Genomic DNA, 26,538 nt, shown 5'->3' with positions numbered 1-26,538 from the left:
GCCCGGTGCTCAGTGCGGCAGCGTGGCCGGGCTGCCGCCGTTCGCCTCGTACCCCGCCACCGCGAGCGCGCGGTACACCGCGAACTCCGCCGCCGGGTCGGTGGACAGCGTCCAGGGCAGGGCGCCCACGTGGCCGTCTATCACCGTCAACTGGTTCATGGCCTCGGCCCAGCGCTCGCCGCGGACCAGGAAGAACACCAGAAGGTGGCGGACGTGCGCCTGCATGGGGTCGTCCGGGCGGGCCGAGTGGACCGCGTGCAGGGCGCCGTGGACGGCCTTGGTGACGACCTCGCTCTGGTAGAAGCCGCTGACCAGATTGACCTCGGGCAGGTGCTCGAAGACCGCGAAGAGCGGCATCGCCGCCAGAAGCGAGCCCCGCGGGGCCCGTGCGGCCGCCGCCTCCGCGAAGGAGTACGCCAGCTCGCGCGAACCGTGCCACTTCTCGCACCAGTACTGCAGGGCGGCCAGGTGCGCGCCCATGTGGTTGGGAGCGCGGTCCAGGATCTTCAGCCAGAGCTGCTCGAACTCCTCGCGCGAGTAGCCCAGACCACGGGCCACCGACAGCTCGACGATGTACGGGATCGGGTCCCCGGGCGCGAGGAGGGCCGCCTCGCCGCAGGCCGCCTTCGCCTCCTCCATGATGATCCGGAAGTCGTCCGAGCCCGGCGTCGACGTCCGCCACGCCTGCTGCACCAAAAACTCGGCGTGCACCGCCGCGCCGCCCGCGTCCTTGGGCGCCTCGGCCCGCCACACCCGCAGCCACTGCCCGCCCGGCGTCTCCCCGACACCGCCGGGCCGCTGCCGCAGCTCCAGCGACGCGGCACCCGCGAAGGCCTGCACCCGCTGCCAGCGCCGCTCACCCTCCGCCTCCGTGCCGGCGAGGAGCTGCATCGCCCCCCGGTAGTCCTGGGTGCGCTGCACCAGGTCCAGGACGTCGAGCAGGTCCTGGTCGGGGCCCGGCATCCGGATGTCCAGCTCCTCCTCGCGGGCGAAGCCGTAGTTCGCGGGGTCGGCGGCGTCCGGGTGGCCGGGCTCGACCAGGCCGACCGCGCCGCGCCGGCGCCGCGAGACTTGGAGCAGCACGAAGCCGAGCATGACCAGTGCCATCAGGACCCAGAGAATCTCCATGTCTCAAGCGAACCAGACGCCGCCGACAATTGGCCAACCCGTCCCCCGCCCTGTGGAAAACGCGCGAAGCGTTCCGCACGGCTACCCTCGGTGCCCATGAGCGACAGGCACATCAGTCAGCACTTCGAGACGCTCGCGATCCACGCGGGCAACACCGCCGATCCCCTGACGGGCGCGGTCGTCCCGCCGATCTATCAGGTGTCGACCTACAAGCAGGACGGCGTCGGCGGGTTGCGGGGCGGCTACGAGTACAGCCGCAGCGCCAACCCGACCCGCACGGCGCTGGAGGAGAACCTCGCCGCCCTGGAGGGCGGCCGTCGCGGCCTCGCGTTCGCGTCCGGACTGGCGGCCGAGGACTGCCTGTTGCGTACGCTGCTGCGCCCCGGCGACCACGTGGTGATCCCGAACGACGCGTACGGCGGCACCTTCCGCCTCTTCGCCAAGGTCGCCACCCGGTGGGGCGTGGAGTGGTCGGTGGCCGACACCGGCGACGCCGCCGCCGTGCGGGCCGCCCTCACCCCGAAGACCAAGGCGGTGTGGGTGGAGACGCCCTCCAACCCGCTGCTCGGCATCACCGACATCGCGCAGGTCGCCCAGGTCGCCCGGGACGCCGGCGCCCGGCTCGTCGTCGACAACACCTTCGCCACCCCGTACCTCCAGCAGCCGCTGGCGCTGGGCGCCGACATCGTCGTGCACTCGCTGACCAAGTACATGGGCGGGCACTCGGACGTCGTGGGCGGCGCGCTGATCGTCGACGACCCGGAGCTGGGCGAGGAGCTGGCCTTCCACCAGAACGCGATGGGCGCGGTCGCCGGACCCTTCGACTCCTGGCTGGTGCTGCGCGGCACCAAGACCCTCGCCGTGCGCATGGACCGGCACAGCGAGAACGCGACCAAGGTCGCCGACATGCTCTCCCGGCACGCGCGCGTGACGAGCGTGCTCTACCCGGGGCTGCCCGAGCACCCGGGGCACGAGGTCGCCGCCAAGCAGATGAAGGCGTTCGGCGGCATGGTGTCGTTCCGCGTCGAGGGCGGCGAGCAGGCCGCCGTCGAGGTGTGCGACCGCGCGAAGGTCTTCACGCTCGGCGAGTCCCTCGGCGGCGTCGAGTCGCTGATCGAGCACCCGGGCCGGATGACGCACGCCTCCGCGGCGGGCTCCGCCCTGGAGGTGCCCGCCGACCTGGTGCGGCTGTCGGTCGGCATCGAGAACGCCGACGACCTGCTGGCCGACCTCCAGCAGGCGCTGGGCTAGGGCCTGGGAGGGCTCACCAGCCCTCCCAGCCGGTCACGGGTGGGGTCGTCTCCGAGGGCGGCTCCACCCAGGGCTGCACGGTCAGCGCCCACACCGCGAACGCCACGGCCGCGGCGCCCAGCAGCAGCCACATCAGGCGGCGGGCGGCGGTCCTGCGGCGCAGCATGCGGCCGCCTCGGCGGACGGCCTCCGCGTAGAGGTCGGGCGGCACGCGCGGGGGCGACTGCTCCATGATCTGCCGTGCGGCGGCCTCGCGCCGGGGACGGTTCACCGGCACCTCCCCGGGCGCCACGCGCGCGTGCCGGTCGCCGTGTCCGTCATGGCGTCGCCGCCTTCGCGTCCGCCGTCACCGGGCGGGCGGGTGCCGGCGGCGGGCGCAGCAGAGCGGCGGTCGCCCGGTCGCAGATCGTCCGTACCCGCTCCACGGGCAGGCCCAGCAGCGCGGCCGTCTGTTCCTCGGCGACTCCCTCGTACAGCCTCAGCACCAGGAGCAGGCGTTCCTGCGGGGCGAGCCCGCCCAGGGGGCCCGCGGGGTGCCGGCGGGTCCGGCCGAGAGCGCCGTACCGGTGCCAGGCCTCACGGGCGAAGCGCGTGGCCAGGTGCTGGCGGGCGCGGTCGTACGGGTCCTCCCCGTGCAGGCGGTCCCAGTCCGCGTACGTGTGGGCCAGGCTCAGGGCGAGCAGGCGCCGCGCGCGCGGGTTGGCGTCCGGGGCCTCGGCGGTGAGCAGTGTGGCGGCGTGCAGAAGCCGCCCGGCCGCGCCCGCGACGAACGTCTCGAACTCGCGGGCCCGGCGGGCGTTTCGGGACGCTTGCCGTTCTCGCACCGCGCCTCCCGCCCAGACGGCGACGACCCCTGAGGTCTCATATCAGGCCAGGGGCGGGCCGCCGGTCAAGGGTTCGGTGCGAACCCCGTTCCGGAAAGCTCGGGAGGGATCAAACGGCTCAGGAAGGCTCGGGAAGGCTTGAGAAGCTCCGGAAAGGACGGGAAGGGTCGTTCAGGAGCCCGAGGGGGCGTCCGTGGGCGACACGCCGGACGGGGCCATACGGGCGGACAGGGCGCCGTTGAAGCGCGCGAGGAGCGCGCAGAACGTCTCGCGCTCCTGCGGCGCCCAGTCGTGGGTCAGCTCGGCCATGAGCTGACGCCGGGAGGAGCGGACCTCCTCCAGCCGCGCCACGCCGCGCGGTGACAGCTGGAGGACCACCGCGCGTCCGTCCTCGGGGTGCGAGGTCCGCTTGACGAGTCCGGTGTCGACGAGCGGGGCCACCTGGCGGGTGACCGTCGAGGAGTCGATCCCCATGCTCGCGGCGAGCGCCTTCACGCCCATCGGGCCTTCCTTGTCGAGGCGGTTGAGCAGCAGGTAGGCGGCGCGGTCCATGGAGTTGCGCACCTGTCCGACCCCGCCGAGCCGGGTCTGTTCGGCACGTCGGGCGAAGAGCGCGACCTCGTGCTGGAGCGTCTCGAGAAGACCGGTGTCACCGGCGGTCGTCATGTCCATCGACATTTCAGGTGTTGTGGGCATGGCCGGGGGCTCACTTCGTGGAGGGCTGCTAATTGGGGGACAGGGTACGCGGCCCGGCGGCAAGGCGTACCGGCGCTGGGCAAAGCGGGTCTCGGAGGTTGGTCACAACGGCGCACGGCGCCCGTGAACTGCGATGCTGGAGGCTATGAGCTACAGCACAGCGTCCCGCGTCGCTCCCGTCACCCTCGACGACGTGCGCGGAGCCCAGAAGATGCTCTCGGGCGTGGCGCGGGTGACGGCGATGGAGGGCAGCAGGCACCTGTCCCAGCTGGTCGGCTCCCCGGTGCACTTCAAGTGCGAGAACCTCCAGCGGACGGGCTCGTTCAAGCTGCGCGGCGCCTACGTGCGGATCGCCGGGCTGCTGCCCGAGCAGCGGGCCGCGGGCGTGGTCGCGGCGAGCGCGGGCAACCACGCGCAGGGCGTCGCGCTGGCCTCGTCGCTGCTCGGTGTGCGCTCGACGGTGTTCATGCCGCAGGGGGCGCCGCTGCCGAAGATCAGCGCGACCCGGGACTACGGCGCCGAGGTGCGGCTGCACGGCCAGGTGGTGGACGAGACGCTGGCCGCCGCGCAGGAGTACGCGGAGCGGACCGGCGCGGTCTTCATCCACCCCTTCGACCACCCCGACGTCATCGCGGGCCAGGGCACGGTCGGGCTGGAGATCCTGGAGCAGTGCCCCGAGGTACGGACCGTCGTGGTCGGCATCGGCGGGGGCGGGCTGGCGGCCGGCATCGCGGTCGCGGTGAAGGCGCTGCGGCCGGACGTGCGGATCGTCGGCGTGCAGGCCCAGGGTGCGGCCGCCTACCCGCCCTCGCTGGCCGCCGGGCGCCCGGTCGCCGTCGAGAACCCGGCGACGATGGCCGACGGGATCAAGGTGGGGCGGCCCGGCGACGTGCCGTTCGGGATCGTCGGCGAGCTGGTGGACGAGGTCCGCACGGTCTCCGAGGACGAGCTGTCCACCGCTCTGCTGCTGTGTCTGGAGCGGGCCAAGCTGGTCGTGGAACCGGCCGGCGCGAGTCCGGTGGCGGCGCTGCTGAGCGCGCCGGGCTCCTTCGAGGGGCCGGTGGTGGCGGTCCTGTCCGGCGGCAACGTGGACCCGGTGCTGATGCAGGGCGTGCTGCGGCACGGCATGGCCGCGCAGGGCCGCTACCTGGCGGTCCGGCTGCGGCTGACGGACCGGCCCGGGGCGCTGGCCACGCTTCTCGGGGTGTTGTCAGTAGTCGACGCTAACGTCCTCGATGTGAGCCACGTCCGAACCCATCCGCGGCTCGGGCTCACGGAGGCGGAGGTCGAGCTGCACCTGGAGACGAAGGGCCCGGAGCACTGCGCCGAGGTCGGCCGGGCGCTGCGGGAAGCGGGATACACCGTCATCGCCTGAGGCCGGGCGGGGCACCGGCAGTCACTTCGTCACTCGTTCGAGCAATTGCATTGTGAGACGCGATACATCGCGTTATGGTGTGTCGTAAATCGCTCGCTGAGCGCGGCGAAACGTACAAACCTAGGCTTTCCGAAGAATCCCCGACGACGTGGAGACTCATATGCCAGGCGCCATCTATGCCGAAGGCCTGGTGAAGACCTTCGGTGACGTAAGGGCTCTCGACGGCGTCGACCTCGACGTTCCCGAGGGCACGGTCCTGGGCCTGCTCGGACCGAACGGCGCGGGCAAGACCACCGCCGTCCGCTGCCTCACGACGCTACTGCGCCCCGACAGCGGCAAGGCGGTCGTCGCGGGCATCGACGTCCTCAGGCAGCCCAACGAGGTACGCCGCTCCATCGGCCTCTCCGGCCAGTTCGCCGCGGTCGACGAATACCTGACCGGCCGGGAGAACCTGCAGATGGTCGGCCAGCTCTACCAGATGAAGGGCAAGGTGGCGAAGGCGCGGGCCGCCGAGCTGCTCGACCAGTTCCACCTCTCGGACGCCGCCGACCGCCCCACCAAGACCTACTCGGGAGGCATGCGCCGCCGGCTCGACCTGGCGGCCGCCCTGGTCGTCTCCCCGCCCGTCATGTTCATGGACGAACCCACGACCGGCCTCGACCCCCGCAACCGGCAGGAGCTGTGGGAGGTCATCAAGCAGCTGGTCGCCGGCGGTACGACCCTGCTGCTGACCACGCAGTACCTGGAGGAGGCCGACCACCTCGCGCACGACATCGCGGTCGTCGACCACGGGCGTGTCATCGCCCGTGGCACCTCCGACCAGCTCAAGGCCCGCACCGGGGGAGAGCGCGTCGAGGTCGTCGTCCACGAACGCGACCACATGGCGACGGCCGCCGAGGTGCTCGCCGGATTCGGCAAGGGCTCGACCACCGTCGAGGAGCACACCCGCAAGCTCACCGTCCCCGTCACCGGCGGCGCGAAGCTGCTCGCCGAGGTCATCCGCGAACTCGACGTCCGCGGTATCGAGATCGACGACATCGGCCTGCGCCGCCCGACCCTGGACGACGTCTTCCTCTCCCTCACCGGCCACGTGGCCGAGGTGAAGGACGAGGAGAACAACCTGGCGGACGACGCAGGCCACGAGCAGGAGAAGGAGGCCGCCAAGTGAGCGCCGCCACCGACACGGCGCCGGTCACGGCGCCCGGCAACCCCGTGAGCCAGTCCGTCCGGGACTCACTGGTCATCGCCCGCAGAAACCTGATCCGGATGACCCGGATCCCGGAGATGGTCCTGTTCGGGGTCATCCAGCCGGTGATGTTCGTGGTCCTCTTCACGTACGTCTTCGGTGGCTCGCTGAAGATCGGCAACACCACCGACGCGGACGTCTACAAGGACTTCCTGATGGCGGGCATCTTCGCCCAGACCGTCACCTTCGCCACCGCCGGATCGGCGGCGGGCATCGCCGACGACATGCAGAAGGGGCTCGTCGACCGCTTCCGCTCCCTGCCGATGGCCCGGGGCGCGGTCCTCACCGGCCGCACCGTGGCCGACCTCGTGCAGACGGCCATCACCCTGCTCGTCCTCGCGATAGTCGCGCTGATCGTGGGCTGGCGCACCGGCTCCGCCGACCCGACCAGCGCCGGCGAGATCCTGGCCGGATTCGCGCTGCTGCTCCTCCTGGGATACGCCTTCACCTGGATCGGGGCGCTGATCGGTCTGTCCGTGCGCACCCCGGAGGCGGCGACCTCGGGCGGGATCATCTGGCTGTTCCCGGTGACGTTCGTCTCGAACGCCTTCGTCGACTCCAGCCAGATGACGCCCTGGCTCCGGCACATCGCCGAGTGGAACCCGTTCAGCGCCACCGTGCAGGCATGCCGCGAGCTGTTCGGCAACCCCGGCGTCGTGCAGTCCGACGCCTGGCCCATGCAGCACCCCGTCTGGGCCTCGCTGATCTGGTCCGTCCTGATCATCGCGGTCTTCCGGACGCTGGCGGTCCGCAAGTACCGCTCCGCGTCCATCTGACGGAGGACTTGGGGCGCGAGGGCGCGAGGGTGCGCGGCCACGCGGACGGGCTGCCTACGGGCTCCCGCCCGGTGGGTTGTTCCCGGCCGTCGGGGTGGGTGGCGCCGTCGTGGTGGTGGAGGCCTGGGACTGTTCCGGCCGGGTCGGTTCGGTGGGCTCGGTGCCCTGCGCCTGCGCCTGCGGCGGTACATGCGCGCCGGTGGGCTGGGGAGAGCGCCGTTGCTTCCACGCGAGCCACAGTCCCAGGACGGCGGCAAGGGCGGTCGCGAGGAAGGCCAGTTCCTCGACCATCTTCTTGAGCCAGCCGTAGGTGTCGGCGGCCCAGGAGAAGGCGCCGTCCTCCTTGGGGGCCTCCTTGGCCTTTGCGTCGGCGGTGATCGGCGGCTTCTCGTAGAGGACGGTGGTCGTGTTCCCGTAGTAGGAAGTCACGGTGAGGGCGAAGTACACCGTGCCGGGTTTCTTGGGCGTCACTTCCCAGACCCAGGCCGGTGCGTCCGTGAACCGACGGTCCTCCGTCACGAGTCGGCGCTTGGAGGAGATGGGCGTGCAGGTGGCGACACCGGAGCAGTGGAGGCTGACGGTGACCTGGCCGCCCACGGTCACCTTCTCGCTCTCGGTGTCCTTCTCCGTGCTCTTCTCCCTGCCCTTCTTCGCCACCCAGGTGCCCGAGACAGCAGCTCGGAAGTAGGACGGCCTGCCGACCGTCAGATCGAGCGAGGAGGGCTTGCTGTAATCGAGACGGCCGGTGAAGAGCCGCGTGCGAGCACGGCTCACCTCCGCGTCGAAGAGGTCGTCGCTGCTGCAAGCCGCTTCCCTGCCGCACGCTGAGTCTTCTGCCTCCTTCGGGTCCAAGTCGACCCATAACGTCAACGTGACGGAGACAAGTAATCCAAGGAGAGCTGCAAGGGTCGCTTTGTGGACACCGGTGAGCGATGCCGCCCAGGCCCGGATTCGTCGCGGTGCCGCCCTGCGTGCTGACCCCGATGGAGCGGCTCGGTGCTTCTCGTCCTCGCCAGGTCGAAACACGCAGCCCCCTCGCGGTGTCGGTGCCCGCCACCCACGCAGAAGACGGTGGGTGCCGAGCGAGGCAGCAACTCTACTGGTCTGACGGGTGATGCGGAATTTGATGGCGCATGGGCGATTTGGCCACGCCTCCCGCCTCCCGCCTCCCGGCTCCCGCCTCCCGCCGACGAGCCCCCGGCGTCACGGGGACACCGGGGGCTCGTCGGCGGTGGGCGGTGGGCGGCGCGTCAGCCGCTGTACGGCTCGGCCTTGAGGATCCTCACCGAGGCCGGCTTGCCGTTGGGCAGCTCGTACTGGGCGTCGTCGCCGACCTTGTGGCCGAGGACGCCCGAGCCGAGCGGGGACTGCGGCGAGTACGTCTCGATGTCCGAGCTCGCGTACTCGCGCGAGGCGAGCAGGAAGGTCAGCGTGTCGTCCTCGTCGCCGTCGAAGGCGATCGTGACGACCATGCCGGGCGCCACGACGCCGTCGGCGGCCGGGGCCTCGCCCACCTTGGCGCTCTCGAGCAGCTGGGTCAGCTGGCGCACGCGGAGCTCCTGCTTGCCCTGCTCCTCCTTCGCCGCGTGGTACCCGCCGTTCTCACGCAGGTCCCCCTCCTCACGAGCCGCGGCGATCTTGGCAGAGATCTCGGTGCGCGCAGGACCAGTAAGGTATTCAAGCTCCTCCTTGAGCTTGTTGTACGCCTCCTGGGTCAGCCAGGTGACGTTCTCGCTGGTCTGGGTCACGGGTGCTCCTCGTTGGTACTGGGAATACAAATCAACGCCCTACCCAGAAGGATGTTCCTTCACGGAAGGGCGAAACCACGAGCCTAACAATTCAGTGGCCAAAGGGGGAGGACATAAGCCACCAGATTCCTGTCACCGCAGGTCAGGCGGCAGGTATTGGCGTCAGTGGGGCTCGCCGCATCACTCCGGATGGCAGCCGAGCAGCTCGGCCGTCGTCCCGGCGGCCTTGGTCCGCAGCGTGACGACCTTGTCGATGCGGGTGTCGTCCCCGTCGAAGCGGAAGTCGGCCCGGCCCACCTCGTCGCCGTCCTCCGCCTGGGAGCGCACGGTGCAGTAGCCGGTGACGCCGGCGTCCTTGCGGACCTCCAGGTGCACCTGCACCGAGTCCTCGGCGAGCTCGAAGCCGATCAGCTCGCCGCTGATCTTGTTCTGACCGACGTAGTGGTAGCCGAACCAGCCGATCAGTGCGAGCAGGAGCGCGCCGAGCACGGCACCGACGATCTTGAGCGTGCGGTCGGCCTGCTCGTCCGAGGAGCGGCCGTAGCGGCCCTGAGGAGTCCGCGTGCTCGCCGTACTCATGATCGTCCTCTCCGCGGGAGCGGGTCCGGGTTCTCGGGCCCCGGAATTATTCCGCTCCCGATTCGGTCACTATAGAAGCCTGCGATTGCGCCGCTGCACGCCGGGGCGCCGACTGACCGAGGATTGAGTCTTGACTGACCAGCTGCGACTGATGGCCGTTCACGCCCACCCCGACGACGAGTCGAGCAAGGGCGCGGCCACCATGGCGAAGTACGTGTCCGAGGGGGTGGACGTGCTGGTGGTGACCTGCACGGGCGGGGAGCGCGGCTCCATCCTCAACCCGAAGCTCCAGGGGGACGCGTACATCGAGGAGAACATCCACGAGGTGCGCAGGAAGGAGATGGACGAGGCCCGGGAGATCCTGGGCGTGGGGCAGGAGTGGCTCGGCTTCGTCGACTCCGGCCTGCCCGAGGGCGACCCGCTGCCGCCGCTGCCGGAGGGCTGCTTCGCCCTGGAGGACGTCGACAAGGCGGCCGGCGAGCTGGTGCGGAAGATCCGCTCCTTCCGCCCCCAGGTGATCACCACCTACGACGAGAACGGCGGCTACCCGCACCCCGACCACATCATGACCCACAAGATCACGATGGTGGCGTTCGAGGGCGCGGCGGACACCGAGAAGTACCCGGAGGGCGAGTACGGAACGGCTTACCAGCCGCTGAAGGTCTACTACAACCAGGGCTTCAACCGGCCCCGCACCGAGGCGCTGCACCACGCGCTGCTGGACCGCGGCCTGGAGTCGCCCTACGAGGACTGGCTCAAGCGCTGGGCGGAGTTCGAGCGCAAGGAGCGCACCCTCACCACGCACGTGCCCTGCGCGGACTTCTTCGAGATCCGCGACAAGGCGCTGATCGCGCACGCCACGCAGATCGACCCCGAGGGGGGCTGGTTCCGGGTGCCGATGGAGATCCAGAAGGAGGTCTGGCCGACCGAGGAGTACGAGCTGGCCAAGTCCCTCGTGGAAACCTCCCTCCCCGAGGACGACCTCTTCGCGGGCATCCGGGACAATGCCTGACATGAGTGCAAGCGCAAGCCTGGCAATGACGCACCTCGTCACCCTCGCCGAGCTGGACGAGGACAAGGTCACCCCCGGTGTCCTCGGGTTCATCGTGTTCGCGGTGATGGCCCTGGCGGTGTGGGGACTGATGAAGTCCATGAACCGGCACATGGGCAAGGTGGACTTCAAGGAGCCGGCGGAGCGGGACGCCGCCGGCGGCGGCGGTGAGGCGAAGCCTCAGCGGAGCTGACCCCGGGTCGGCCGCCGCACGGGCGGGCGGGCCCGGCTCAGGCCTTGACCGCCACGCCCATCACCTCCCGCGCCTGGCGGCCCGGGACCATGCCCAGGCGCCAGGCCTGCCAGCCCGCCTCCAGCTGTACGCCGCGCTCCAGCAGGAGCTGGTAGGCGTCCACGTAGTCGTCCAGCTTGGTGTCGCGGGCGGGATGGCGGGCGCGGGAGAGCTGGGCCAGCTCCTCCTGCGCCACCGCCGTGCCGATCTCCACCCCGCCCGGGGCGGCGTACGGCAGCAGCGTGCAGCGCAGGAAGCGGGCCCAGTCCTCGCCCCGCCGGTCGCCGTACCCGGCGAACAGGGCGGCGGCCTCGTCGCACAGGGCCAGCGCCTGCGGCGTACGGGCGTTGCCCGCGTCCACGACCGCCAGCTCCAGGCACGTCCACGCCTCGCCGTGCCCGACGCCGATGCGCTGGAAGTCGGCGCGCGCGTCGACCAGGAGCTGCCGGGCGAAGCCCGAGTTGCGCAGGGATCCCGTCTGGGCGGCCCGCTGGTCGCGGGTGACCCGCGCCGAGTGGTGCCGGGCGCAGGCCAGGCCGTACACGTCCCGCATCCGGGAGAACATCGTGCGGGAGCGTTCCAGTGCGCGCACCGACTGGTCGAGCGCGCCCGTCTCCTCCAGTGCCTGGCCCAGGTAGTAGATGCTCCACGCCTTGCCGCGCGCGTCCGCGTTCTCCCGGTGCCGGGTCTCCGCCCGTCGCAGCCCCTCCACCGCCGCGGACACGTCCCCGTCCACCAGCCGGGCCCGCGCCAGTTGGGTCAGCGCCCAGGCCTCGCCGCGGGCGTCCTGGGTGCGGCCGTACAGCTCCAGGGCCGCCCGCAGGTCCGACTCCGCCCCGGGGACGTCGCCCATGCGCAGGTGGAGCTGGCCGAGCTGGAAGTGGGCCCACGCCTGGCCGTGCACCGACTCGCCCGCGCGGTGCAGCACCAGCGACTCGGTGAGCAGCTCCAGGGCCTCGGCCAGCCTGGCCCGGTCGCGCTGCACCGCTGCCAGCGCGTGCATCGTCCAGGCCCGGTCGGTGGCCAGCTCCGGCACGGCCTGGAGGTCCAGCGCCTCCTGGAGCTTGGCCGCCGCGTCGGTCAGGTTGCCCTGGTGGTGCAGCGTGATCCCCAGCGAGCACAGGGCCCGCGCCGCACCGGCGTCGTGGTGGGCGTCCCGGTAGAGGTCGACCACGGAGGCCAGCGTCGTACGCGCCTTGTCCAGCTCGCCGAGCTGCCGGGCCGCGATGCCGGTGCGCCACTGCACCGAGCGCACCAGCAGCCCCTGGTCCACGGACTGCGCCAGCTCGCTGATCTCACCGAGCCGGTACAGGTCGCCCCGCAGCAGGCAGTAGTCGCACAGCGCGCCCAGCAGGTTCAGCACCGCGCCCTGGTCGACGCCCTCCGCGTGCCGCAGGGCCGCCGTGATGAAGCTCGACTCGTCGTCCAGCCAGCGCAGCGCCTCGTCCAGGGACGTGAAGCCGTACTGCCCGAACTGGTTGGAGCGGGTCGACATGTTGCCGTCGACCAGGCGCAGCACGGAGTCGGCCAGCTCGGCGTAGTTGGCGATGAGCCGTTCCTGCGCGGCCGTCCGGTCGGCGGGCTCCTCCTCGTCGGCGAGCCGGGCGCGGGCGAAGACACGCACCACGTCGTGCAGACGGTAACGGCTGCCCCGGACGTGGTCGATCAGCCCCGCCCGCGACAGCGCCGTCAACTGTCGGGTCGCCTCCGCCTCGTTTGTGGCCAGCAGCGCGGCCGCGGCCGCGGCGCCCAGCGAGGTGCGCCCCGCCAGCGCCAGCCGGCGCAGCAGCCGGCGGGCCGGTTCCGACTGGTCGGTGTAGCGCAGCCACAGCGCCCGCTCGACCGGCTCCACCGGCCCGTAGGCGCCCAGGTCGGTCGCCAGCGCGCGCGGTGAGCGCGGGCCCAGCGACGATCCGGCGATGCGCAGCGCCAGCGGCAGCCCGCCGCACAACTGCCGGATCAGCTCGCTCGACTCGGCGTCGTAGGGCCCCGAGGCGTCCTCGGCCGCGGCGCCCAGCAGCTCCTCGGCGCCCGCCGCGTCCAGCGCCTCCACGGGCAGGTCGTACACCCGCGCGGGCAGGTCGGGCGGGAGCCGCAGTGCCTCCCGCGCGGTGACCAGCACCAGGCTGTCCGAGCGCTCCGGCACCAGCGTGCGCACCTGCTCGGGGTCCGAGGCGTCGTCCAGGACGACGGTGACCGGGACGCCCGTCAGATGCTTGTGGTACAGCTCGCTGAGCCGCTTGACCTGATGGTCCGCGGAGGAGCGCTCCCGGAACAGCAACTGCTCGCGCGGCGCCCCGAGCCGGTTCAGCAGGTGCAGCAGGGCGTCCCGGGTGCTCAGCGGCGACTCCCCGCCGTCCGCGGAGCCGGCCGATCCAGATCCGCCGGATCCGGCGCCGCCCGACCCGGACCCGGCCCCGCGCAGATCGACCAGGCAGGCCCCGCGGAAGTAGTCCCGCAGCTCGTGGACGGCCCGGACCGCCAGCGCCGTACGGCCGCTGCCGGGCGCCCCGTGCAGCACCACCACCGTCGGCTTGGTCTCCGTGCTCGCGCGGGCCGCCTGCACCCACTGCCGCAGCCGCGCCATCTCCTGCCGCCGGCCCGCGAACACGCCCTCGGGCTCGGGCAGTTGCCCGAACGACTGCTCCAGCGCGCTGCGTCCCCGGGCGGCCGCGCTCTTGTCGGCGCCCCGCAGCTTCGGCCCGGTCTTGGCCGGTCCGGTGGACGCGGCGAGCATCCGCTGCTGGTCCAGGAACGGCCGGATGCCGCGCACCTCCAGCGCGGTGAGCCACTGCAGCCGCAGCTGCTCGGGCCCGCCGGGCTGGCTGACCGCCCCGGCCCGGTGGTGGGCGGCCGGCACATGGGCCCCGACCACCTTCACCACGGTCGCCGCCGCGCCGACGACCCCGACCGTCACGCCCGCGCCCACCGCGGTGCCGGTGCCGGTGCCCAGCGCCACGTCGGCCACCACCGCGGCGACGGCCGCCACGGCGGCCACCAGCAGGGGCGTGCCGGCGCCCTCACGGGCGTAGCGCTGGCGGAAGGTGAGCTGTCCCGCCGCCGCCTCGTCGAGGGCGTGGGTGTAGGCCGAGTACTCCTCGCCGGCCGTGCCCGCCATCGCGTCCAGCGCAGCGCGGGCCCGGGAGAGCAGTACGTTCCCGTCCGTGCGTCCGCCCGAGCGCCGTACCTCCTCCTCCACGGCTCGCCTGAGCAGCCCTTCGGCCTCCACCCGATGACTGTCCCGCATGTCGCGCCCCCTCCGGCGGCATCGGTGTCCTGCCGGGTCGCCCCGGGCGCCCCGGTGGCCCCAGGCGTCCCAGCGGCCCTCCGGCCCATCCCCGGGTCCTTCCCCGGTTGTGCGTCGGTCAAGTGTGCTGCGACGAGGAGACCCTGGGGAGGGGTGGTCCGCGCCGGCCGGGAAAATCGACGAATTCCGCTCTTGACCCGGGTGACCGCGGCCACTTATTTTCGAGTGAAGCAGACCCATGACTACCGACAGGAGGCGACCGGCAGATGTACACCAACTCCGACCTGAGTCGCCTCGCCCGCCGCACCGTGTGGGTTTCGGGTCGGGTCGCGCACGGCTGCTGACACGCCGTTCCGCTTTCTCTTTCACTTTCACCACTTCACGGCATGCCGTTGTCGCGTGCCGATGTGCGCTCGCTGGTCTCCCGCGGCGCGTTTGGACACAGAAAGCTGCCTGAAATTGGCGAACACGATGAATCCATCTGCCTCGAATCCACCTGTCCCGAATCCACCTGTCCCGAATCGACCCGCCCCGATTCGAATTGAAGGTCTGTCATGGTGACGGCACGGATCACGGTCAACGGAAAAGAAGCACCGATCGCGCCGGCCGCCCCGCACACCACGGTGCTGGACTTCCTGCGCGAGCGTGGCCTCACCGGCACCAAGGAGGGCTGCGCGGAGGGCGAGTGCGGCGCCTGCTCGGTCCTGGTGGCCCGCCCCGGGGTGAACAAGCCCACCGACTGGGTGCCGGTCAACGCCTGCCTGGTCCCCGTCGCGGCGCTCGACGGCCAGGAGGTCGTCACCTCCGAGGGCCTGGCCACCGTGGAGGCGCCCGGCACGCCGCCCGTCCTGCACCCGGTGCAGGAGGAGATGGCGGTCCGCGGCGGCTCCCAGTGCGGATACTGCACGCCGGGATTCGTCTGCAGCATGGCGGCCGAGTACTACCGCCCCGACCGCTGCGCGCACGCGGACCGGGGTCCGGACGCGACCGCCGGTGCGGCCGGTGCCGGTGCCGACGGCGGCGACAGCGGCGACGGCGGCGACGCCGAGCACGGTCCGAACGGCTTCGACCTGCACGCGCTCAGCGGCAACCTGTGCCGCTGCACCGGCTACCGGCCGATCCGCGACGCCGCCTTCGCCGTCGGTACGCCCACCGACGAGGACCCGCTGGCCCGGCGCCGCGAGCAGGACCCGCCCGCGCCGGTCGCCACCGAATACCGTCAGGACGACAGCGCCTTCCTGCGCCGCGGCACCCTGGCCGAGACCCTGCGGCTGCTGCGCGAGCGGCCCGACGCGGTGGTGGTCGCGGGCAGCACCGACTGGGGCGTCGAGGTCAACATCCGCTCCCGGCGGGCGGATTGCGTGATCGCCGTCGACCGGCTGTCCGAACTGCGCGGCCTGCGGGTCGAGTCCGACCACGTCGAGATCGGGGCCGCGCTGACGCTCACCGAGATCGAACGCCGCCTGGACGGCAGCGTCCCGCTGCTGGCGCAGCTGTTCCCGCAGTTCGCGTCCCGGCTCATCCGCAACGGCGCGACCCTCGGCGGCAACCTGGGCACCGGCTCGCCCATCGGCGACAGCCCGCCGGTGCTGCTCGCGCTGGAGGCGTCGCTGGTGCTCGCCGACGCCGACGGGGAGCGCGAGGTCCCGCTGGCCGACTACTTCACCGGCTACCGGCAGAGCGTGCGCCGTCCCGGCGAGCTGATCCGCGCCGTGCGCCTGCCGCTGCCGCTGTCTCCGGTCACGGCCTTCCACAAGATCGCCAAGCGGCGCTTCGACGACATCTCCAGCGTCGCGGTCGCCTTCGCGCTCGACGTCGAGGACGGCACCGTCCGCAAGGCCCGCATCGGGCTCGGCGGCGTGGCCGCCACCCCGGTCCGCGCGCTCGCCACCGAGGCCGCCCTGGAGGGCCGGCCCTGGACCACCGGGACCGCCGAGGCCGCGGCCGAGGTGCTGCGGGGCGAGGGCACGCCGATGAGCGACCACCGGGCCAGCGCCGGCTACCGGGCCGCGATGCTCGGCCAGAGCCTGCTGAAGCTGTACGCACAGACCACCGAGGCGGTGCCGTCATGAGCCACCTGTCCGAGCGTCCCGAGAAGCCGGTCGTCGGCGTCTCCATGCCGCACGAGAGTGCCGTCCAGCACGTCACCGGTGCCGCGCTGTACACCGACGACCTGGTCCAGCGCACCAAGGACGTGCTGCACGCCTACCCGGTCCAGGTCATGAAGGCCCGCGGCCGCGTCACCGCACTGCGTACCGGGGCCGCCCTCGCGGTGCCGGGCGTGGTGCGGGTGCTGACCGGCGCCGACGTGCCCGGTGTCAACGACGCCGGCATGAAGCACGACGAGCCGCTCTTCCCCGACGAGGTCATGTTCCACGGCCACGCGGTCGCCTGGGTGCTCGGCGAGACGCTGGAGGCCGCCAGGATCGGCGCGGCGGCCGTGGAGGTGGACCTCGAGGAACTGCCCTCGGTCATCACGCTCCAGGACGCCATCGCGGCGGACAGCTACCACGGCGCCCGGCCCGTCATGACGCACGGCGACACCGACGCGGGCTTCGCCGACTCCGCGCACGTGTTCACCGGCGAGTTCCAGTTCTCCGGCCAGGAGCACTTCTACCTGGAGACGCACGCGGCCCTGGCCCAGGTCGACGAGAACGGGCAGGTGTTCATCCAGAGCAGCACCCAGCACCCGTCCGAGACCCAGGAGATCGTCTCGCACGTGCTCGGGGTGCCCGCCCACGAGGTGACCGTGCAGTGCCTGCGGATGGGCGGCGGCTTCGGCGGCAAGGAGATGCAGCCGCACGGCTTCGCGGCCGTCGCCGCGCTCGGGGCCAAGCTGACCGGCCGCCCGGTGCGGTTCCGGCTCAACCGCACCCAGGACCTCACCATGTCCGGCAAGCGGCACGGATTCCACGCCACCTGGAAGATCGGCTTCGACGCCGAGGGCCGCATCCAGGCCCTCGACGCCACGCTCACCGCGGACGGCGGCTGGAGCCTGGACCTGTCCGAGCCGGTGCTCGCCCGGGCGCTGTGCCACATCGACAACACCTACTGGATCCCCAACGCCCGCGTCGCGGGCCGGATCGCCAGGACCAACACGGTCTCCAACACCGCCTTCCGCGGCTTCGGCGGACCGCAGGGCATGCTGGTGATCGAGGACATCCTGGGCCGCTGCGCGCCGCAGCTCGGCGTGGACGCCAAGGAGCTGCGGGAACGCAACTTCTACCGGCCGGGCCAGGGCCAGACGACGCCGTACGGTCAGCCCGTCACCCAGCCCGAGCGGATCGCCGCCGTCTGGCAGCAGGTCCAGGACAACGGCCACATCGCCGACCGCGAGCGCGAGATCGCCGCCTTCAACGCCGCGCACCCGCACACCAAGCGGGCCCTCGCGGTCACCGGCGTGAAGTTCGGCATCTCGTTCAACCTCACCGCCTTCAACCAGGGCGGCGCGCTGGTGCTGATCTACAAGGACGGCTCCGTCCTGATCAACCACGGCGGCACCGAGATGGGCCAGGGCCTGCACACCAAGATGCTCCAGGTGGCCGCGACCACGCTGGGCATCCCGCTGCACAAGGTGCGCCTCGCCCCGACCCGGACCGACAAGGTGCCCAACACCTCCGCCACCGCGGCCAGTTCCGGAGCCGACCTGAACGGCGGGGCGGTGAAGAACGCCTGCGAGCAACTGCGCGAGCGGCTGCTGCGGGTGGCCGCGAGCCAACTGGGCTCCAACGCCGCCGACGTGCGCATCGTCGAGGGCGTCGCACGCAGCCTGGGCAGCGATCAGGAGCTGGCCTGGGACGACCTGGTGCGCACCGCGTACTTCCAGCGGGTCCAGCTCTCGGCGGCCGGCTACTACCGGACCGAGGGGCTGCACTGGGACGCCAAGGCCTTCCAGGGGTCGCCGTTCAAGTACTTCGCCATCGGCGCCGCCGCGACCGAGGTGGAGGTGGACGGCTTCACCGGCGCCTACCGCATCCGCCGGGTGGACATCGTGCACGACGTCGGCGACAGCCTGTCCCCGCTGATCGACATCGGCCAGGTCGAGGGCGGGTTCGTGCAGGGCGCGGGCTGGCTGACCCTGGAGGACCTGCGCTGGGACACCGGCGACGGCCCGAACCGCGGGCGTCTGCTGACCCAGGCCGCCAGCACCTACAAGCTGCCGAGCTTCTCGGAGATGCCCGAGGAGTTCAACGTCACCCTCCTGGAGAACGCGACGGAGGAGGGGGCGGTGTTCGGGTCCAAGGCCGTGGGCGAGCCCCCGCTGATGCTGGCGTTCTCGGTGCGCGAGGCGCTGCGTCAGGCGGCCGCCGCGTTCGGGCCGAGGGGGACGGCCGTCGAGCTGGCCTCGCCCGCCACGCCGGAGGCGGTGTACTGGGCGGTCGAGTCGGCCCGGCAGGGCGGCACCGCCGGGGACGGCCGCACCCACGGCGCGGCGGCCTCCGACGACGGCGCGGTCCGCACCGGCGTGGAAGTGCTGAGCGGTGCCTGACATGACCTGGGTCGCCGCGGTCGCGCGGTTGCGGGCCCGCCGGGAGCCCGGCGTGCTGGTGACCGTCGCGACCGTGCGCGGCCACGCCCCGCGCGACGCCGGCGCGAAACTCGTCGTGGGGCGCAGCGGCACATGGGGCTCGATCGGCGGCGGCAACGTCGAGGCCGTCGCCGTCGACCGGGCCCGGGAGATGATCGCCGCGGCCGCACCGGAACCGGAGATGCTGGACTTCGCCCTCAACGACAAGGTGACCAACCGGCACGGCGTGCAGTGCTGCGGCGGCACCGTCGCCGTACTGCTCGAACCGCTGCCGGTGGTCCGGGCGGTGGCGGTCTTCGGCGTCGGGCACGTCGGTCTGGAACTGGCGCGCGTCCTGGCCCGTCAGGACCTCGACCTCCACCTGGTCGACAGCCGCGCCGAGCTCCTGGCCGAGGAGCGGCTCGGTGTGCTGTCGGACGCCGTGGCGCAGGTGCACACGCACCACACGCCGCTGCTGCCGGAGGAGGTGCTGGCCGAGCTGCCGCCCGGCACCCACGTCCTGATCATGACCCACGACCACGCCGAGGACGCCGCCCTGTGCGACGCCGCCCTGCGCACGGACCATCTGGGGTCCATCGGACTGATCGGCTCGGCGGCCAAGTGGGCGCGCTTCCGCAAGCGCCTCGCCGACGAGGGCGGCCACGACGACGCCGTCATCGACCGGATCAAGACCCCGATCGGGCTGGCCGACATCACCGGCAAGGAGCCCGCGACCATCGCCGTGAGCGTCGCGGCGGACCTGCTGCGCACCTTCGAGGCGGACGGGGCCTGACCCCTCCAGGGCCCTTGTGGGCCCTTGTGGGCCCTTGTGGGAATCTACGAAGCGCCGGTCGCAGCCTGCCCGTAGTTCATGTATTCGGCCCCTGGCCGGTTCTCGTCGGCGAGCGGTGTACTGCTCCTACGCATCCTCCCCGCGAAGCGCACCGGCCCGCACGCCGTACTCCCGCACGCTGCCCGCCCAAGAAGGAGCACGCATGACGACCGACACCCTCGAGACCGGCATCCGCGAGTTCGAGCGCGCCTGGATGGACAAGGCCATCGAGCTGGCCACCACCAGCGTCCGCAACGGCGGCGGCCCCTTCGGCGCCCTGATCGCCAAGGGCGGTGAGATCGTCGCCCTCGGCAACAACCAGGTGACCGCCGGCCTCGACCCCACCGCGCACGCCGAGGTCAGCGCCATCCGCGCCGCCTGCAAGACGCTCGACACGTTCAGCCTGGAAGGCTGCACGCTCGTCACGTCCTGCGAGCCCTGCCCGATGTGCCTCTCCTCGGCCCTGTGGGCCCGCGTCGACCGCCTCGTCTTCTCCGCCGACCGCCACGACGCCGCCGTGGCCGGCTTCGACGACCGCAAGTTCTACGACCTGTTCGAGAAGCGGCCGCAGGCGAACTGGCCCATGACCGTGGAACACCTCGACCTGCCCCACCGCACCCAGCCGTTCGACGCCTGGATCGCCAAGACGGACCGCGTCGACTACTGAGCACAAGCCGCTCCGAGGCCCCGGCCGCCCCGTCCGCACGCCCCTCCACCCGTGGCGTATGGGCGGGGCGGCGGCGCGTACGCCAGGATGGAGACATGCCCAACCGACTTGCGCAGGCGACGTCCCCCTACCTCCTCCAGCACGCGGAGAACCCGGTCGACTGGTGGCCGTGGGAGGCCGACGCGTTCGAAGAAGCCCGGCGGCGCGGCGTCCCCGTCCTGTTGAGCGTCGGCTACAGCGCGTGCCACTGGTGCCACGTCATGGCGCACGAGTCGTTCGAGGACGGGCCCACCGCCGAGTACCTCAACTCGCACTTCGTGAGCGTCAAGGTCGACCGCGAGGAGCGCCCCGACGTCGACGCCGTCTACATGGAGGCCGTGCAGTCGGCCACCGGTCAGGGCGGCTGGCCCATGACCGTGTTCCTCACGCCCGACGCGGAGCCCTTCTACTTCGGCACGTACTTCCCGCCCGAGCCCCGGCACGGCATGCCCTCCTTCCGCCAGGTGCTCCAGGGCGTCCAGCAGGCCTGGGCGGAACGGCGCGGCGAGGTCGACGAGGTCGCCGGGAAGATCGTGCGGGACCTCGCCGGGCGGGAGATCTCCTACGGCGACGCCGAGGCACCGGGCGAGGAGCAGCTCGGGCAGGCGCTGCTCGGGCTCACCCGGGAGTACGACGCCGAGCGCGGCGGGTTCGGCGGGGCGCCCAAGTTCCCGCCGTCCATGGTGATCGAGTTCCTGCTGCGCCACCACGCCCGCACCGGCGCCGAGGGCGCGCTCCAGATGGCGGCCGACACCTGCGAGCGGATGGCCCGCGGCGGCATCTACGACCAGCTGGGCGGCGGCTTCGCCCGCTACTCGGTGGACCGCGAGTGGGTCGTGCCGCACTTCGAGAAGATGCTGTACGACAACGCGCTGCTGTGCCGGGTGTACGCCCACCTGTGGCGGGCCACCGGCTCGGACCTCGCCCGCCGGGTCGCCCTGGAGACCGCCGACTTCATGGTGCGGGAACTGCGCACCGCCGAGGGCGGGTTCGCCTCCGCGCTGGACGCCGACAGCGACGACGGGACGGGGAAGCACGTCGAGGGTGCCTACTACGTGTGGACGCCCGCCCAGCTCACCGAGGTCCTCGGCGCCGAGGACGCGGAACTGGCCGCGCAGTACTTCGGCGTGACCCAGGAGGGCACCTTCGAGCACGGCGCCTCCGTGCTGCAACTGCCGCAGCAGGAGGGCGTCTTCGACGCCGCGCGGATCGCGTCGGTGCGGGAGCGGCTGCTCGCCGCCCGGGACGGACGTCCCGCCCCGGGCCGGGACGACAAGGTGGTCGCCGCCTGGAACGGCCTGGCGATCGCCGCGCTCGCCGAGACCGGCGCCTACTTCGAACGCCCCGACCTGGTCGAGGCCGCCGTCGCCGCCGCCGACCTGCTGGTACGCCTGCACCTGGACGAGCAGGTCAGGCTCACCCGCACCAGCAAGGACGGCCGGGCCGGAGCCAACGCCGGGGTGCTGGAGGACTACGCCGACGTGGCCGAGGGCTTCCTCGCGCTGGCGTCGGTCACCGGGGAGGGCGTCTGGCTGGACTTCGCGGGTTTCCTGCTCGACCACGTCCTCATCCGCTTCACGGACGAGTCCGGCTCGCTGTACGACACCGCCTCCGACGCCGAGCAGCTGATCCGCCGCCCCCAGGATCCCACCGACAACGCCACCCCGTCCGGCTGGAGCGCCGCCGCGGGCGCCCTGCTGACGTACGCCGCGCACACCGGCTCCGAGCCCCACCGCACCGCCGCCGAACGCGCCCTCGGCGTGGTGAAGGCGCTCGGCCCGCGCGTCCCGCGCTTCATCGGCTGGGGGCTGGCGGCCGCCGAGTCGCTGCTCGACGGCCCGCGCGAGGTCGCCGTGGTCGCCGCGGGACCGGCCGACCCCGCCGCGCGCGGGCTGCACCGTACGGCGCTGCTCGGGACCGCGCCCGGGGCGGTCGTCGCCTTCGGGACCGAGGGGAGCGACGAGTTCCCGTTGCTCGCCGACCGGCCCCTGGTGGGCGGGGCACCGGCCGCGTACGTCTGCCGGAACTTCACCTGCGACGCGCCGACCACCGACCCGGACCGGCTGCGTGCGGCGCTGGGCGGCGCCCCGACCGGCTGAGGCGGCCCGCTCAGACGTCCCGGGTGCCGCCCACGGCGCGCTCCACGATCGCCTCCAGCTGCTCGTGGTGCGCGCCCCGCCAGTAGGCGCGGCCGCACGCGGTGCACTGGGCGAAGACGTCGTACGACCGCTGGGTGCCGCCCTTGAGCTGCTCCGCCACCTCTTCCTTGGTGGCCGCCCTGAGCAGTCCGTTGCAGGCGGTGCACCGCGTCCAGGGGCTGAGCGCGGGCCGGAACCGGTCCAGGACCTCCGGGAGCTGCTCCTCGGGGCGGGTGCTGTAGACGTAGGCGCCGGCCCACAGCTCGCGGCGGCGCAGCAGACCGCGGTCGCGGCTGAGCAGGACCCGCTTCTCGGCCGCCGACAGCGCGGCGAGCGCCGGGTCGCCGAGGTCCGTCGACTCGTACGCCGTGTCCACGCCGAGCAGCCGCAGCCGGCGCGCGAGGGTACCGAGGTGCACGTCGAGCAGGAACCGCAGGGGAGCGCCGGGGACCCGCTGGGGGTGCCCGACGGGCCGGACGCGCACCGACTCGCCGCCCGCCGGGATGTGGCCGGGCGGGACCTCGCGGCCGTCGACGAGCAGGGCGCCGACCTCGGTCAGCGGGACCCCGAGGGACTCGACGAGATGGCCGAGGGTGGAGACGCCGTCGGTGGCCGCGCGGGCGGCGCCGGTGGGGCGGGCGCGCGGGACGAACAGGTGCAGCTCGGGGGCGAACTCGACGTGGATCTCGGGACCGTTCACCCGGTCAGGATGCCACGGGGCCGGGCCCGGGCCCGGGCCTCAGTCTTTTCGACGGCCTTCCCGACGGCCCTCCCGGCGGCATCCCCGGTGGCTCTCCCCGCGGCCTTCCCGGAGGGCGGGCAGCCCGTTCTCCAGGGCGTCCAGGGCGCGGTCGGCCAGCTCGGCCAGGCCGGCCTCTCCTCGTGGTCGTGCTCGGCCCAGTACCTGGAGGCCTCCATCAGGCCGCCGACCAGGGACATCGACGCGATCCTGACCTCGAGACCGTCCGGGTCGAAGCCGGGTCCGCAGCCGGGTCGGCTCGGCCTCCTCGCCGGCGCCGAGGTCGAGGGCCTTGCGCGGCACGTGCCGCAGGGAGTCCGACCACGGTTCCTCCGCGGGCCGGGCGGCGAGTTCCGCGGCCGGGACCGGGTCGTACTCGCCCGTGAGGACGATGTCCTCGCTGGTTGGTCGGGAAGTAGCCCTGCTGACGGATCAGCCCGTGGGTCGCGGCGCGGATCGCCTCACGGGTCCTGGTCTTCTTCCGCTCCCGCAGGCCCGGCCGCGGGGCCCCGGGTGGCGACCGTGCGACGACGCCCCTCGGCAGCTAGTACGCGACCAGCGAGATCCCCACGTAGTGCGCGATGAAGGCGGCCAGCGTGAAGGAGTGGAACACCTCGTGGAAGCCGAACCAGCGCGGTGACGGGTTGGGACGCTTGAGGCCGTAGATCACGCCGCCCGCGCTGTAGAGCAGGCCGCCGACGATCACCAGGACGAGGACGGCGATGCCGCCGGCCCGCATGAACTCGGGCAGGTAGAAGACGGCCGCCCAGCCCATGGCGAGGTAGCAGGGGGTGTAGAGCCAGCGCGGGGCGCCGACCCAGAAGACGCGGAAGACGATGCCGGCCGCGGCGGCCGCCCAGATGCCCCACAGCAGCCACTCGCCCTTGGCGCCGGGCAGCAGCAGCATCGTGAGCGGGGTGTAGGTGCCCGCGATGATCAGGAAGATGTTGGCGTGGTCGAGACGGCGCAGCACGCCGTCCATGCGCGGGCTCCAGTCGCCCCGGTGGTAGAGCGCGCTGACGCCGAACAGCAGGCAGGCCGTCAGGACGTAGACACCGCAGGCTATGCGGCCTTCGGGCGACTCGGCTAGGGCGGTGAGCACCAGACCGGCGATCAGGACGGCGGGGAACATGCCGAGGTGCAGCCAGCCGCGCAGCTTCGGCTTGACCGGATGCGGGAGGGAGAGCGCTACGGGCCCGCGGCCGCCGGCCGGCAGGTCCCTGGGCGCGTCGGGGACGGACGCAGTCATGGGCGCATCGTACCTACGGTTCCGTAAGTTACGTATCAGTACGGACGTATGACGAACGGCGAGTGGCCATCGTCTCACGGGGGAGCCGGCGGGGCATCCCCGGTCCGGCGGCGTGGCGATCCTCACTCCGCTCAGTTGTGACGCCCTCTGGACAGATGGGCACTCAGGTCGGATGATCAAATGAGTGCGGTCGACACCGGATGAGCGCCCGCGAGGCACACGTCACGCATCCGGGTCGCAGCCCCCACGGGGCCTCCAACAAAAAACCCCTCATTTAGGAGCAATCGTGGCGCGCGACATCGCGGCTCCCCCCGTCCCCACCAAGCACCGGGAACTGATCTCGTGGGTCAACGAGATCGCCGAACTGACCCAGCCGGACACAGTGGTCTGGTGCGACGGATCCGAGGCCGAGTACGAGCGCCTGTGCGGGGAGCTCGTCGAGAAGGGCACCTTCCGCAAACTCGACCCGATCAAGCGCCCCAACTCGTACTACGCGGCCTCCGACCCCACCGACGTCGCGCGCGTCGAGGACCGGACCTTCATCTGCTCCGCCAAGGAGGAGGACGCGGGCCCGACCAACCACTGGAAGGACCCCGCCGAGATGCGGGAGATCTTCCGTGGCGACAAGGGCGAGGGCGGGCTGTTCCGCGGCTCCATGCGCGGCCGGACCATGTACGTCGTGCCCTTCTGCATGGGCCCCCTCGGCTCCCCGCTCTCCGCGCTGGGCGTCGAGATCACCGACTCCGCGTACGTCGCCGCCTCCATGCGCACCATGACCCGTATGGGACAGCCGGTCCTGGACGAGCTGGGCGAGACGGGCTTCTTCGTCAAGGCCGTGCACTCCGTCGGCGCCCCGCTGGAGCCCGGCCAGGCCGACGTCCCCTGGCCCTGCAACAGCACCAAGTACATCTCGCACTTCCCCGAGGACCGCGAGATCTGGTCCTACGGCTCCGGCTACGGCGGCAACGCCCTGCTCGGCAAGAAGTGCTACGCCCTGCGCATCGCCTCCGTCATGGCCCGCGACGAGGGCTGGCTCGCCGAGCACATGCTGGTGCTGAAGCTGACGCCGCCCACCGGGGAGCCCAAGTACGTTGCCGCCGCCTTCCCGTCGGCCTGCGGCAAGACCAACCTCGCCATGCTGGAGCCCACGATCTCCGGCTGGACCGTGGAGACCATCGGCGACGACATCGCCTGGATGCGCTTCGGCGAGGACGGCCGCCTGTACGCCATCAACCCCGAGGCCGGCTTCTTCGGCGTCGCCCCCGGCACCGGTGAGCACACCAACGCCAACGCCATGAAGACCCTCTGGGGCAACTCGGTCTTCACCAACGTCGCCCTGACCGACGACGGCGACGTGTGGTGGGAGGGCATGACCGAGGAGACTCCCGCACACCTCACGGACTGGAAGGGCAACGACTGGACGCCCGAGTCCGCTGCGCCCGCCGCGCACCCCAACGCCCGTTTCACCACGCCCGCCGCGCAGTGCCCGATCATCGCGCCGGAGTGGGAGGACCCCAGGGGCGTGCCGATCTCGGCGATCCTCTTCGGCGGGCGCCGCGCCACCGCCGTACCGCTGGTCACCGAGTCCTTCGACTGGAACCACGGCGTCTTCCTCGGCGCCAACGTGGCCTCCGAGAAGACCGCCGCCGCCGAGGGCAAGGTCGGCGAGCTGCGCCGCGACCCCTTCGCCATGCTGCCGTTCTGCGGCTACAACATGGGCGACTACATGGGGCACTGGGTCGACGTGGCCAAGGACAAGGACCAGTCCAAGCTGCCGAAGATCTACTACGTCAACTGGTTCCGCAAGGACGACGAGGGCAGGTTCGTCTGGCCCGGCTTCGGCGAGAACGGCCGCGTCCTGAAGTGGATCGTGGAGCGCCTGGAGGGCCGCGCGGAGGGCGTCGAGACGCCGATCGGCGTGCTGCCGACCAAGGAGTCCCTGGACACCGACGGTCTCGACCTGGCCGACGCCGACCTGGACTTCCTGCTCGGCGTCGACAAGGAGGTCTGGCGCGAGGAGGCGGCACTCGTCCCCGAGCACCTGAACACCTTCGGCGAGCACACGCCCGCCGAGCTGTGGGACCAGTACCGGGCGCTGGTGCGGCGCCTGGGCTGAGCACCCGTCCCCACCGCCCAGCTCCGTGGCCGGTCCGACTAGCCCTGACCCGCGAAGTCGTCACGAAGGCCGGTCACGTAGGGGGTTTCCCCGCGCTC

22 protein-coding genes and 1 pseudogene are annotated in these 26,538 nt (G+C 72.2%); 12 read left to right on the top strand and 11 right to left on the bottom strand.

Annotated features, from left to right (window positions below; translation table 11 throughout):
- Positions 1 to 9 precede the first annotated feature (9 nt).
- Complete coding sequence (locus ACFV9J_RS23325) at positions 10 to 1,128, bottom strand: hypothetical protein (RefSeq protein WP_385356812.1); 1,119 nt, start codon at positions 1,126 to 1,128, stop codon at positions 10 to 12.
- A 96-nt stretch (positions 1,129 to 1,224) separates the two neighbouring features.
- Between ACFV9J_RS23325 and ACFV9J_RS23320 the strand changes: the two genes are divergently transcribed.
- Positions 1,225 to 2,379, top strand: a complete 1,155-nt coding sequence (locus ACFV9J_RS23320; protein WP_385356811.1) for a cystathionine gamma-synthase — start codon at positions 1,225 to 1,227, stop codon at positions 2,377 to 2,379.
- A gap of 13 nt (positions 2,380 to 2,392) precedes the next feature.
- On the opposite strand, the gene ACFV9J_RS23315 is transcribed toward ACFV9J_RS23320, so the two are convergent.
- The 3 genes from ACFV9J_RS23315 to ACFV9J_RS23305 all read right to left on the bottom strand — a co-directional run bounded on the left by ACFV9J_RS23315 (position 2,393) and on the right by ACFV9J_RS23305 (position 3,881).
- On the bottom strand, positions 2,393 to 2,650 hold the full coding sequence (locus tag ACFV9J_RS23315; protein ID WP_385356810.1) for a hypothetical protein: 258 nt from the start codon (positions 2,648 to 2,650) through the stop codon (positions 2,393 to 2,395).
- A gap of 46 nt (positions 2,651 to 2,696) precedes the next feature.
- Positions 2,697 to 3,203, bottom strand: a complete 507-nt coding sequence (locus tag ACFV9J_RS23310; RefSeq protein WP_385356809.1) for a sigma factor-like helix-turn-helix DNA-binding protein — start codon at positions 3,201 to 3,203, stop codon at positions 2,697 to 2,699.
- Positions 3,204 to 3,374: 171 nt separating this feature from the next.
- Entirely contained in the window at positions 3,375 to 3,881 is a 507-nt protein-coding gene (locus tag ACFV9J_RS23305; protein ID WP_037666375.1) for a MarR family winged helix-turn-helix transcriptional regulator, read from the bottom strand.
- Positions 3,882 to 4,044: 163 nt separating this feature from the next.
- Here ACFV9J_RS23305 and ilvA point away from each other — a divergent pair, with 163 nt between their 5' ends.
- From ilvA to ACFV9J_RS23290, 3 genes are all read left to right on the top strand, one after another.
- A complete protein-coding gene (gene ilvA / locus ACFV9J_RS23300) occupies positions 4,045 to 5,274 on the top strand; it encodes a threonine ammonia-lyase (protein WP_385356807.1) in 1,230 nt (409 codons plus the stop codon).
- A 160-nt stretch (positions 5,275 to 5,434) separates the two neighbouring features.
- Positions 5,435 to 6,442 carry an ATP-binding cassette domain-containing protein gene (locus ACFV9J_RS23295; protein ID WP_385356805.1) on the top strand — a complete coding sequence of 336 codons (1,008 nt, stop codon included), beginning with the start codon at positions 5,435 to 5,437 and terminating at the stop codon, positions 6,440 to 6,442.
- The gene (locus ACFV9J_RS23290) at positions 6,439 to 7,296 is read left to right on the top strand and encodes an ABC transporter permease (RefSeq protein ID WP_385356804.1); all 858 of its coding nucleotides are present in this window, start codon (positions 6,439 to 6,441) and stop codon (positions 7,294 to 7,296) included. Before ACFV9J_RS23295 ends, ACFV9J_RS23290 begins: the two co-directional genes overlap by 4 nt.
- A gap of 54 nt (positions 7,297 to 7,350) precedes the next feature.
- Here ACFV9J_RS23290 and ACFV9J_RS23285 read toward each other — a convergent pair whose 3' ends face one another.
- The 3 genes from ACFV9J_RS23285 to ACFV9J_RS23275 all read right to left on the bottom strand — a co-directional run bounded on the left by ACFV9J_RS23285 (position 7,351) and on the right by ACFV9J_RS23275 (position 9,623).
- Positions 7,351 to 8,070, bottom strand: a complete 720-nt coding sequence (locus ACFV9J_RS23285) for a hypothetical protein (protein WP_385356803.1) — start codon at positions 8,068 to 8,070, stop codon at positions 7,351 to 7,353.
- A 476-nt stretch (positions 8,071 to 8,546) separates the two neighbouring features.
- Positions 8,547 to 9,044, bottom strand: a complete 498-nt coding sequence (gene greA, locus ACFV9J_RS23280) for a transcription elongation factor GreA (RefSeq protein ID WP_385356802.1) — start codon at positions 9,042 to 9,044, stop codon at positions 8,547 to 8,549.
- A 180-nt stretch (positions 9,045 to 9,224) separates the two neighbouring features.
- Positions 9,225 to 9,623, bottom strand: a complete 399-nt coding sequence (locus ACFV9J_RS23275; protein ID WP_003974010.1) for a DUF4307 domain-containing protein — start codon at positions 9,621 to 9,623, stop codon at positions 9,225 to 9,227.
- A 151-nt stretch (positions 9,624 to 9,774) separates the two neighbouring features.
- Here ACFV9J_RS23275 and mca point away from each other — a divergent pair, with 151 nt between their 5' ends.
- Positions 9,775 to 10,635, top strand: a complete 861-nt coding sequence (gene mca / locus ACFV9J_RS23270; protein WP_385356866.1) for a mycothiol conjugate amidase Mca — start codon at positions 9,775 to 9,777, stop codon at positions 10,633 to 10,635.
- A complete protein-coding gene (locus ACFV9J_RS23265) occupies positions 10,628 to 10,867 on the top strand; it encodes a hypothetical protein (protein ID WP_385356801.1) in 240 nt (79 codons plus the stop codon). The genes mca and ACFV9J_RS23265 overlap by 8 nt, the downstream gene beginning before the upstream one ends.
- A gap of 37 nt (positions 10,868 to 10,904) precedes the next feature.
- Here ACFV9J_RS23265 and ACFV9J_RS23260 read toward each other — a convergent pair whose 3' ends face one another.
- Positions 10,905 to 14,153 carry a tetratricopeptide repeat protein gene (locus tag ACFV9J_RS23260; RefSeq protein WP_385356800.1) on the bottom strand — a complete coding sequence of 1,083 codons (3,249 nt, stop codon included), beginning with the start codon at positions 14,151 to 14,153 and terminating at the stop codon, positions 10,905 to 10,907.
- Between the two features lie 554 nt (positions 14,154 to 14,707).
- Between ACFV9J_RS23260 and ACFV9J_RS23255 the strand changes: the two genes are divergently transcribed.
- The 5 genes from ACFV9J_RS23255 (at position 14,708) to ACFV9J_RS23235 (ending at position 22,297) form a co-directional block, all read left to right on the top strand.
- Positions 14,708 to 16,225 carry a xanthine dehydrogenase small subunit gene (locus ACFV9J_RS23255; RefSeq protein ID WP_385356799.1) on the top strand — a complete coding sequence of 506 codons (1,518 nt, stop codon included), beginning with the start codon at positions 14,708 to 14,710 and terminating at the stop codon, positions 16,223 to 16,225.
- Positions 16,222 to 18,642: a xanthine dehydrogenase molybdopterin binding subunit gene (xdhB, locus tag ACFV9J_RS23250; RefSeq protein WP_385356798.1), complete on the top strand. Its 2,421-nt coding sequence runs from the start codon at positions 16,222 to 16,224 to the stop codon at positions 18,640 to 18,642. Before ACFV9J_RS23255 ends, xdhB begins: the two co-directional genes overlap by 4 nt.
- A 1-nt stretch (position 18,643) precedes the next feature.
- Positions 18,644 to 19,453: a xanthine dehydrogenase accessory protein XdhC gene (xdhC, locus tag ACFV9J_RS23245; RefSeq protein ID WP_385356797.1), complete on the top strand. Its 810-nt coding sequence runs from the start codon at positions 18,644 to 18,646 to the stop codon at positions 19,451 to 19,453.
- A gap of 202 nt (positions 19,454 to 19,655) precedes the next feature.
- Positions 19,656 to 20,159, top strand: coding sequence for a nucleoside deaminase (locus tag ACFV9J_RS23240; protein WP_159324081.1), 504 nt, complete (start codon positions 19,656 to 19,658; stop codon positions 20,157 to 20,159).
- A gap of 95 nt (positions 20,160 to 20,254) precedes the next feature.
- On the top strand, positions 20,255 to 22,297 hold the full coding sequence (locus ACFV9J_RS23235) for a thioredoxin domain-containing protein (RefSeq protein WP_385356796.1): 2,043 nt from the start codon (positions 20,255 to 20,257) through the stop codon (positions 22,295 to 22,297).
- Between the two features lie 10 nt (positions 22,298 to 22,307).
- Here ACFV9J_RS23235 and ACFV9J_RS23230 read toward each other — a convergent pair whose 3' ends face one another.
- The 3 genes and pseudogenes from ACFV9J_RS23230 to ACFV9J_RS23220 all read right to left on the bottom strand — a co-directional run bounded on the left by ACFV9J_RS23230 (position 22,308) and on the right by ACFV9J_RS23220 (position 24,324).
- Positions 22,308 to 23,036, bottom strand: coding sequence for a Mut7-C RNAse domain-containing protein (locus ACFV9J_RS23230; protein ID WP_385356794.1), 729 nt, complete (start codon positions 23,034 to 23,036; stop codon positions 22,308 to 22,310).
- A gap of 39 nt (positions 23,037 to 23,075) precedes the next feature.
- A pseudogene (locus ACFV9J_RS23225) lies at positions 23,076 to 23,619 on the bottom strand (TetR family transcriptional regulator).
- Positions 23,620 to 24,324: a hemolysin III family protein gene (locus ACFV9J_RS23220; RefSeq protein WP_385356792.1), complete on the bottom strand. Its 705-nt coding sequence runs from the start codon at positions 24,322 to 24,324 to the stop codon at positions 23,620 to 23,622.
- Between the two features lie 286 nt (positions 24,325 to 24,610).
- On the opposite strand from ACFV9J_RS23220, the gene ACFV9J_RS23215 reads away from it, so the two are divergent.
- On the top strand, positions 24,611 to 26,440 hold the full coding sequence (locus ACFV9J_RS23215; protein WP_385356791.1) for a phosphoenolpyruvate carboxykinase (GTP): 1,830 nt from the start codon (positions 24,611 to 24,613) through the stop codon (positions 26,438 to 26,440).
- Positions 26,441 to 26,538 lie beyond the last annotated feature (98 nt).

Source organism: Streptomyces sp. NPDC059906, from assembly GCF_042730645.1.
Classification (GTDB): Bacteria; Actinomycetota; Actinomycetes; order Streptomycetales; family Streptomycetaceae; genus Streptomyces; species Streptomyces rubrogriseus.
Note: the sequence above shows the minus strand (reverse complement) of the source record. Positions and strands in the feature narration are given on the sequence as shown.

Coding starts and splice junctions, on each gene's coding strand:
- xdhB (WP_385356798.1), top strand. CDS start 16,222: ATGAGCCACCTGTCCGAGCGTCCCGAGAAGCCGGTCGTCGGCGTCTCC.
- ilvA (WP_385356807.1), top strand. CDS start 4,045: ATGAGCTACAGCACAGCGTCCCGCGTCGCTCCCGTCACCCTCGACGAC.
- ACFV9J_RS23220 (WP_385356792.1), bottom strand. CDS start 24,324: ATGACTGCGTCCGTCCCCGACGCGCCCAGGGACCTGCCGGCCGGCGGC.
- ACFV9J_RS23235 (WP_385356796.1), top strand. CDS start 20,255: ATGCCCAACCGACTTGCGCAGGCGACGTCCCCCTACCTCCTCCAGCAC.
- ACFV9J_RS23325 (WP_385356812.1), bottom strand. CDS start 1,128: ATGGAGATTCTCTGGGTCCTGATGGCACTGGTCATGCTCGGCTTCGTG.
- xdhC (WP_385356797.1), top strand. CDS start 18,644: ATGACCTGGGTCGCCGCGGTCGCGCGGTTGCGGGCCCGCCGGGAGCCC.
- ACFV9J_RS23255 (WP_385356799.1), top strand. CDS start 14,708: ATGGTGACGGCACGGATCACGGTCAACGGAAAAGAAGCACCGATCGCG.
- ACFV9J_RS23295 (WP_385356805.1), top strand. CDS start 5,435: ATGCCAGGCGCCATCTATGCCGAAGGCCTGGTGAAGACCTTCGGTGAC.
- ACFV9J_RS23260 (WP_385356800.1), bottom strand. CDS start 14,153: ATGCGGGACAGTCATCGGGTGGAGGCCGAAGGGCTGCTCAGGCGAGCC.
- ACFV9J_RS23275 (WP_003974010.1), bottom strand. CDS start 9,623: ATGAGTACGGCGAGCACGCGGACTCCTCAGGGCCGCTACGGCCGCTCC.
- ACFV9J_RS23265 (WP_385356801.1), top strand. CDS start 10,628: ATGCCTGACATGAGTGCAAGCGCAAGCCTGGCAATGACGCACCTCGTC.
- ACFV9J_RS23305 (WP_037666375.1), bottom strand. CDS start 3,881: ATGTCGATGGACATGACGACCGCCGGTGACACCGGTCTTCTCGAGACG.
- ACFV9J_RS23240 (WP_159324081.1), top strand. CDS start 19,656: ATGACGACCGACACCCTCGAGACCGGCATCCGCGAGTTCGAGCGCGCC.
- ACFV9J_RS23320 (WP_385356811.1), top strand. CDS start 1,225: ATGAGCGACAGGCACATCAGTCAGCACTTCGAGACGCTCGCGATCCAC.
- mca (WP_385356866.1), top strand. CDS start 9,775: ATGGCCGTTCACGCCCACCCCGACGACGAGTCGAGCAAGGGCGCGGCC.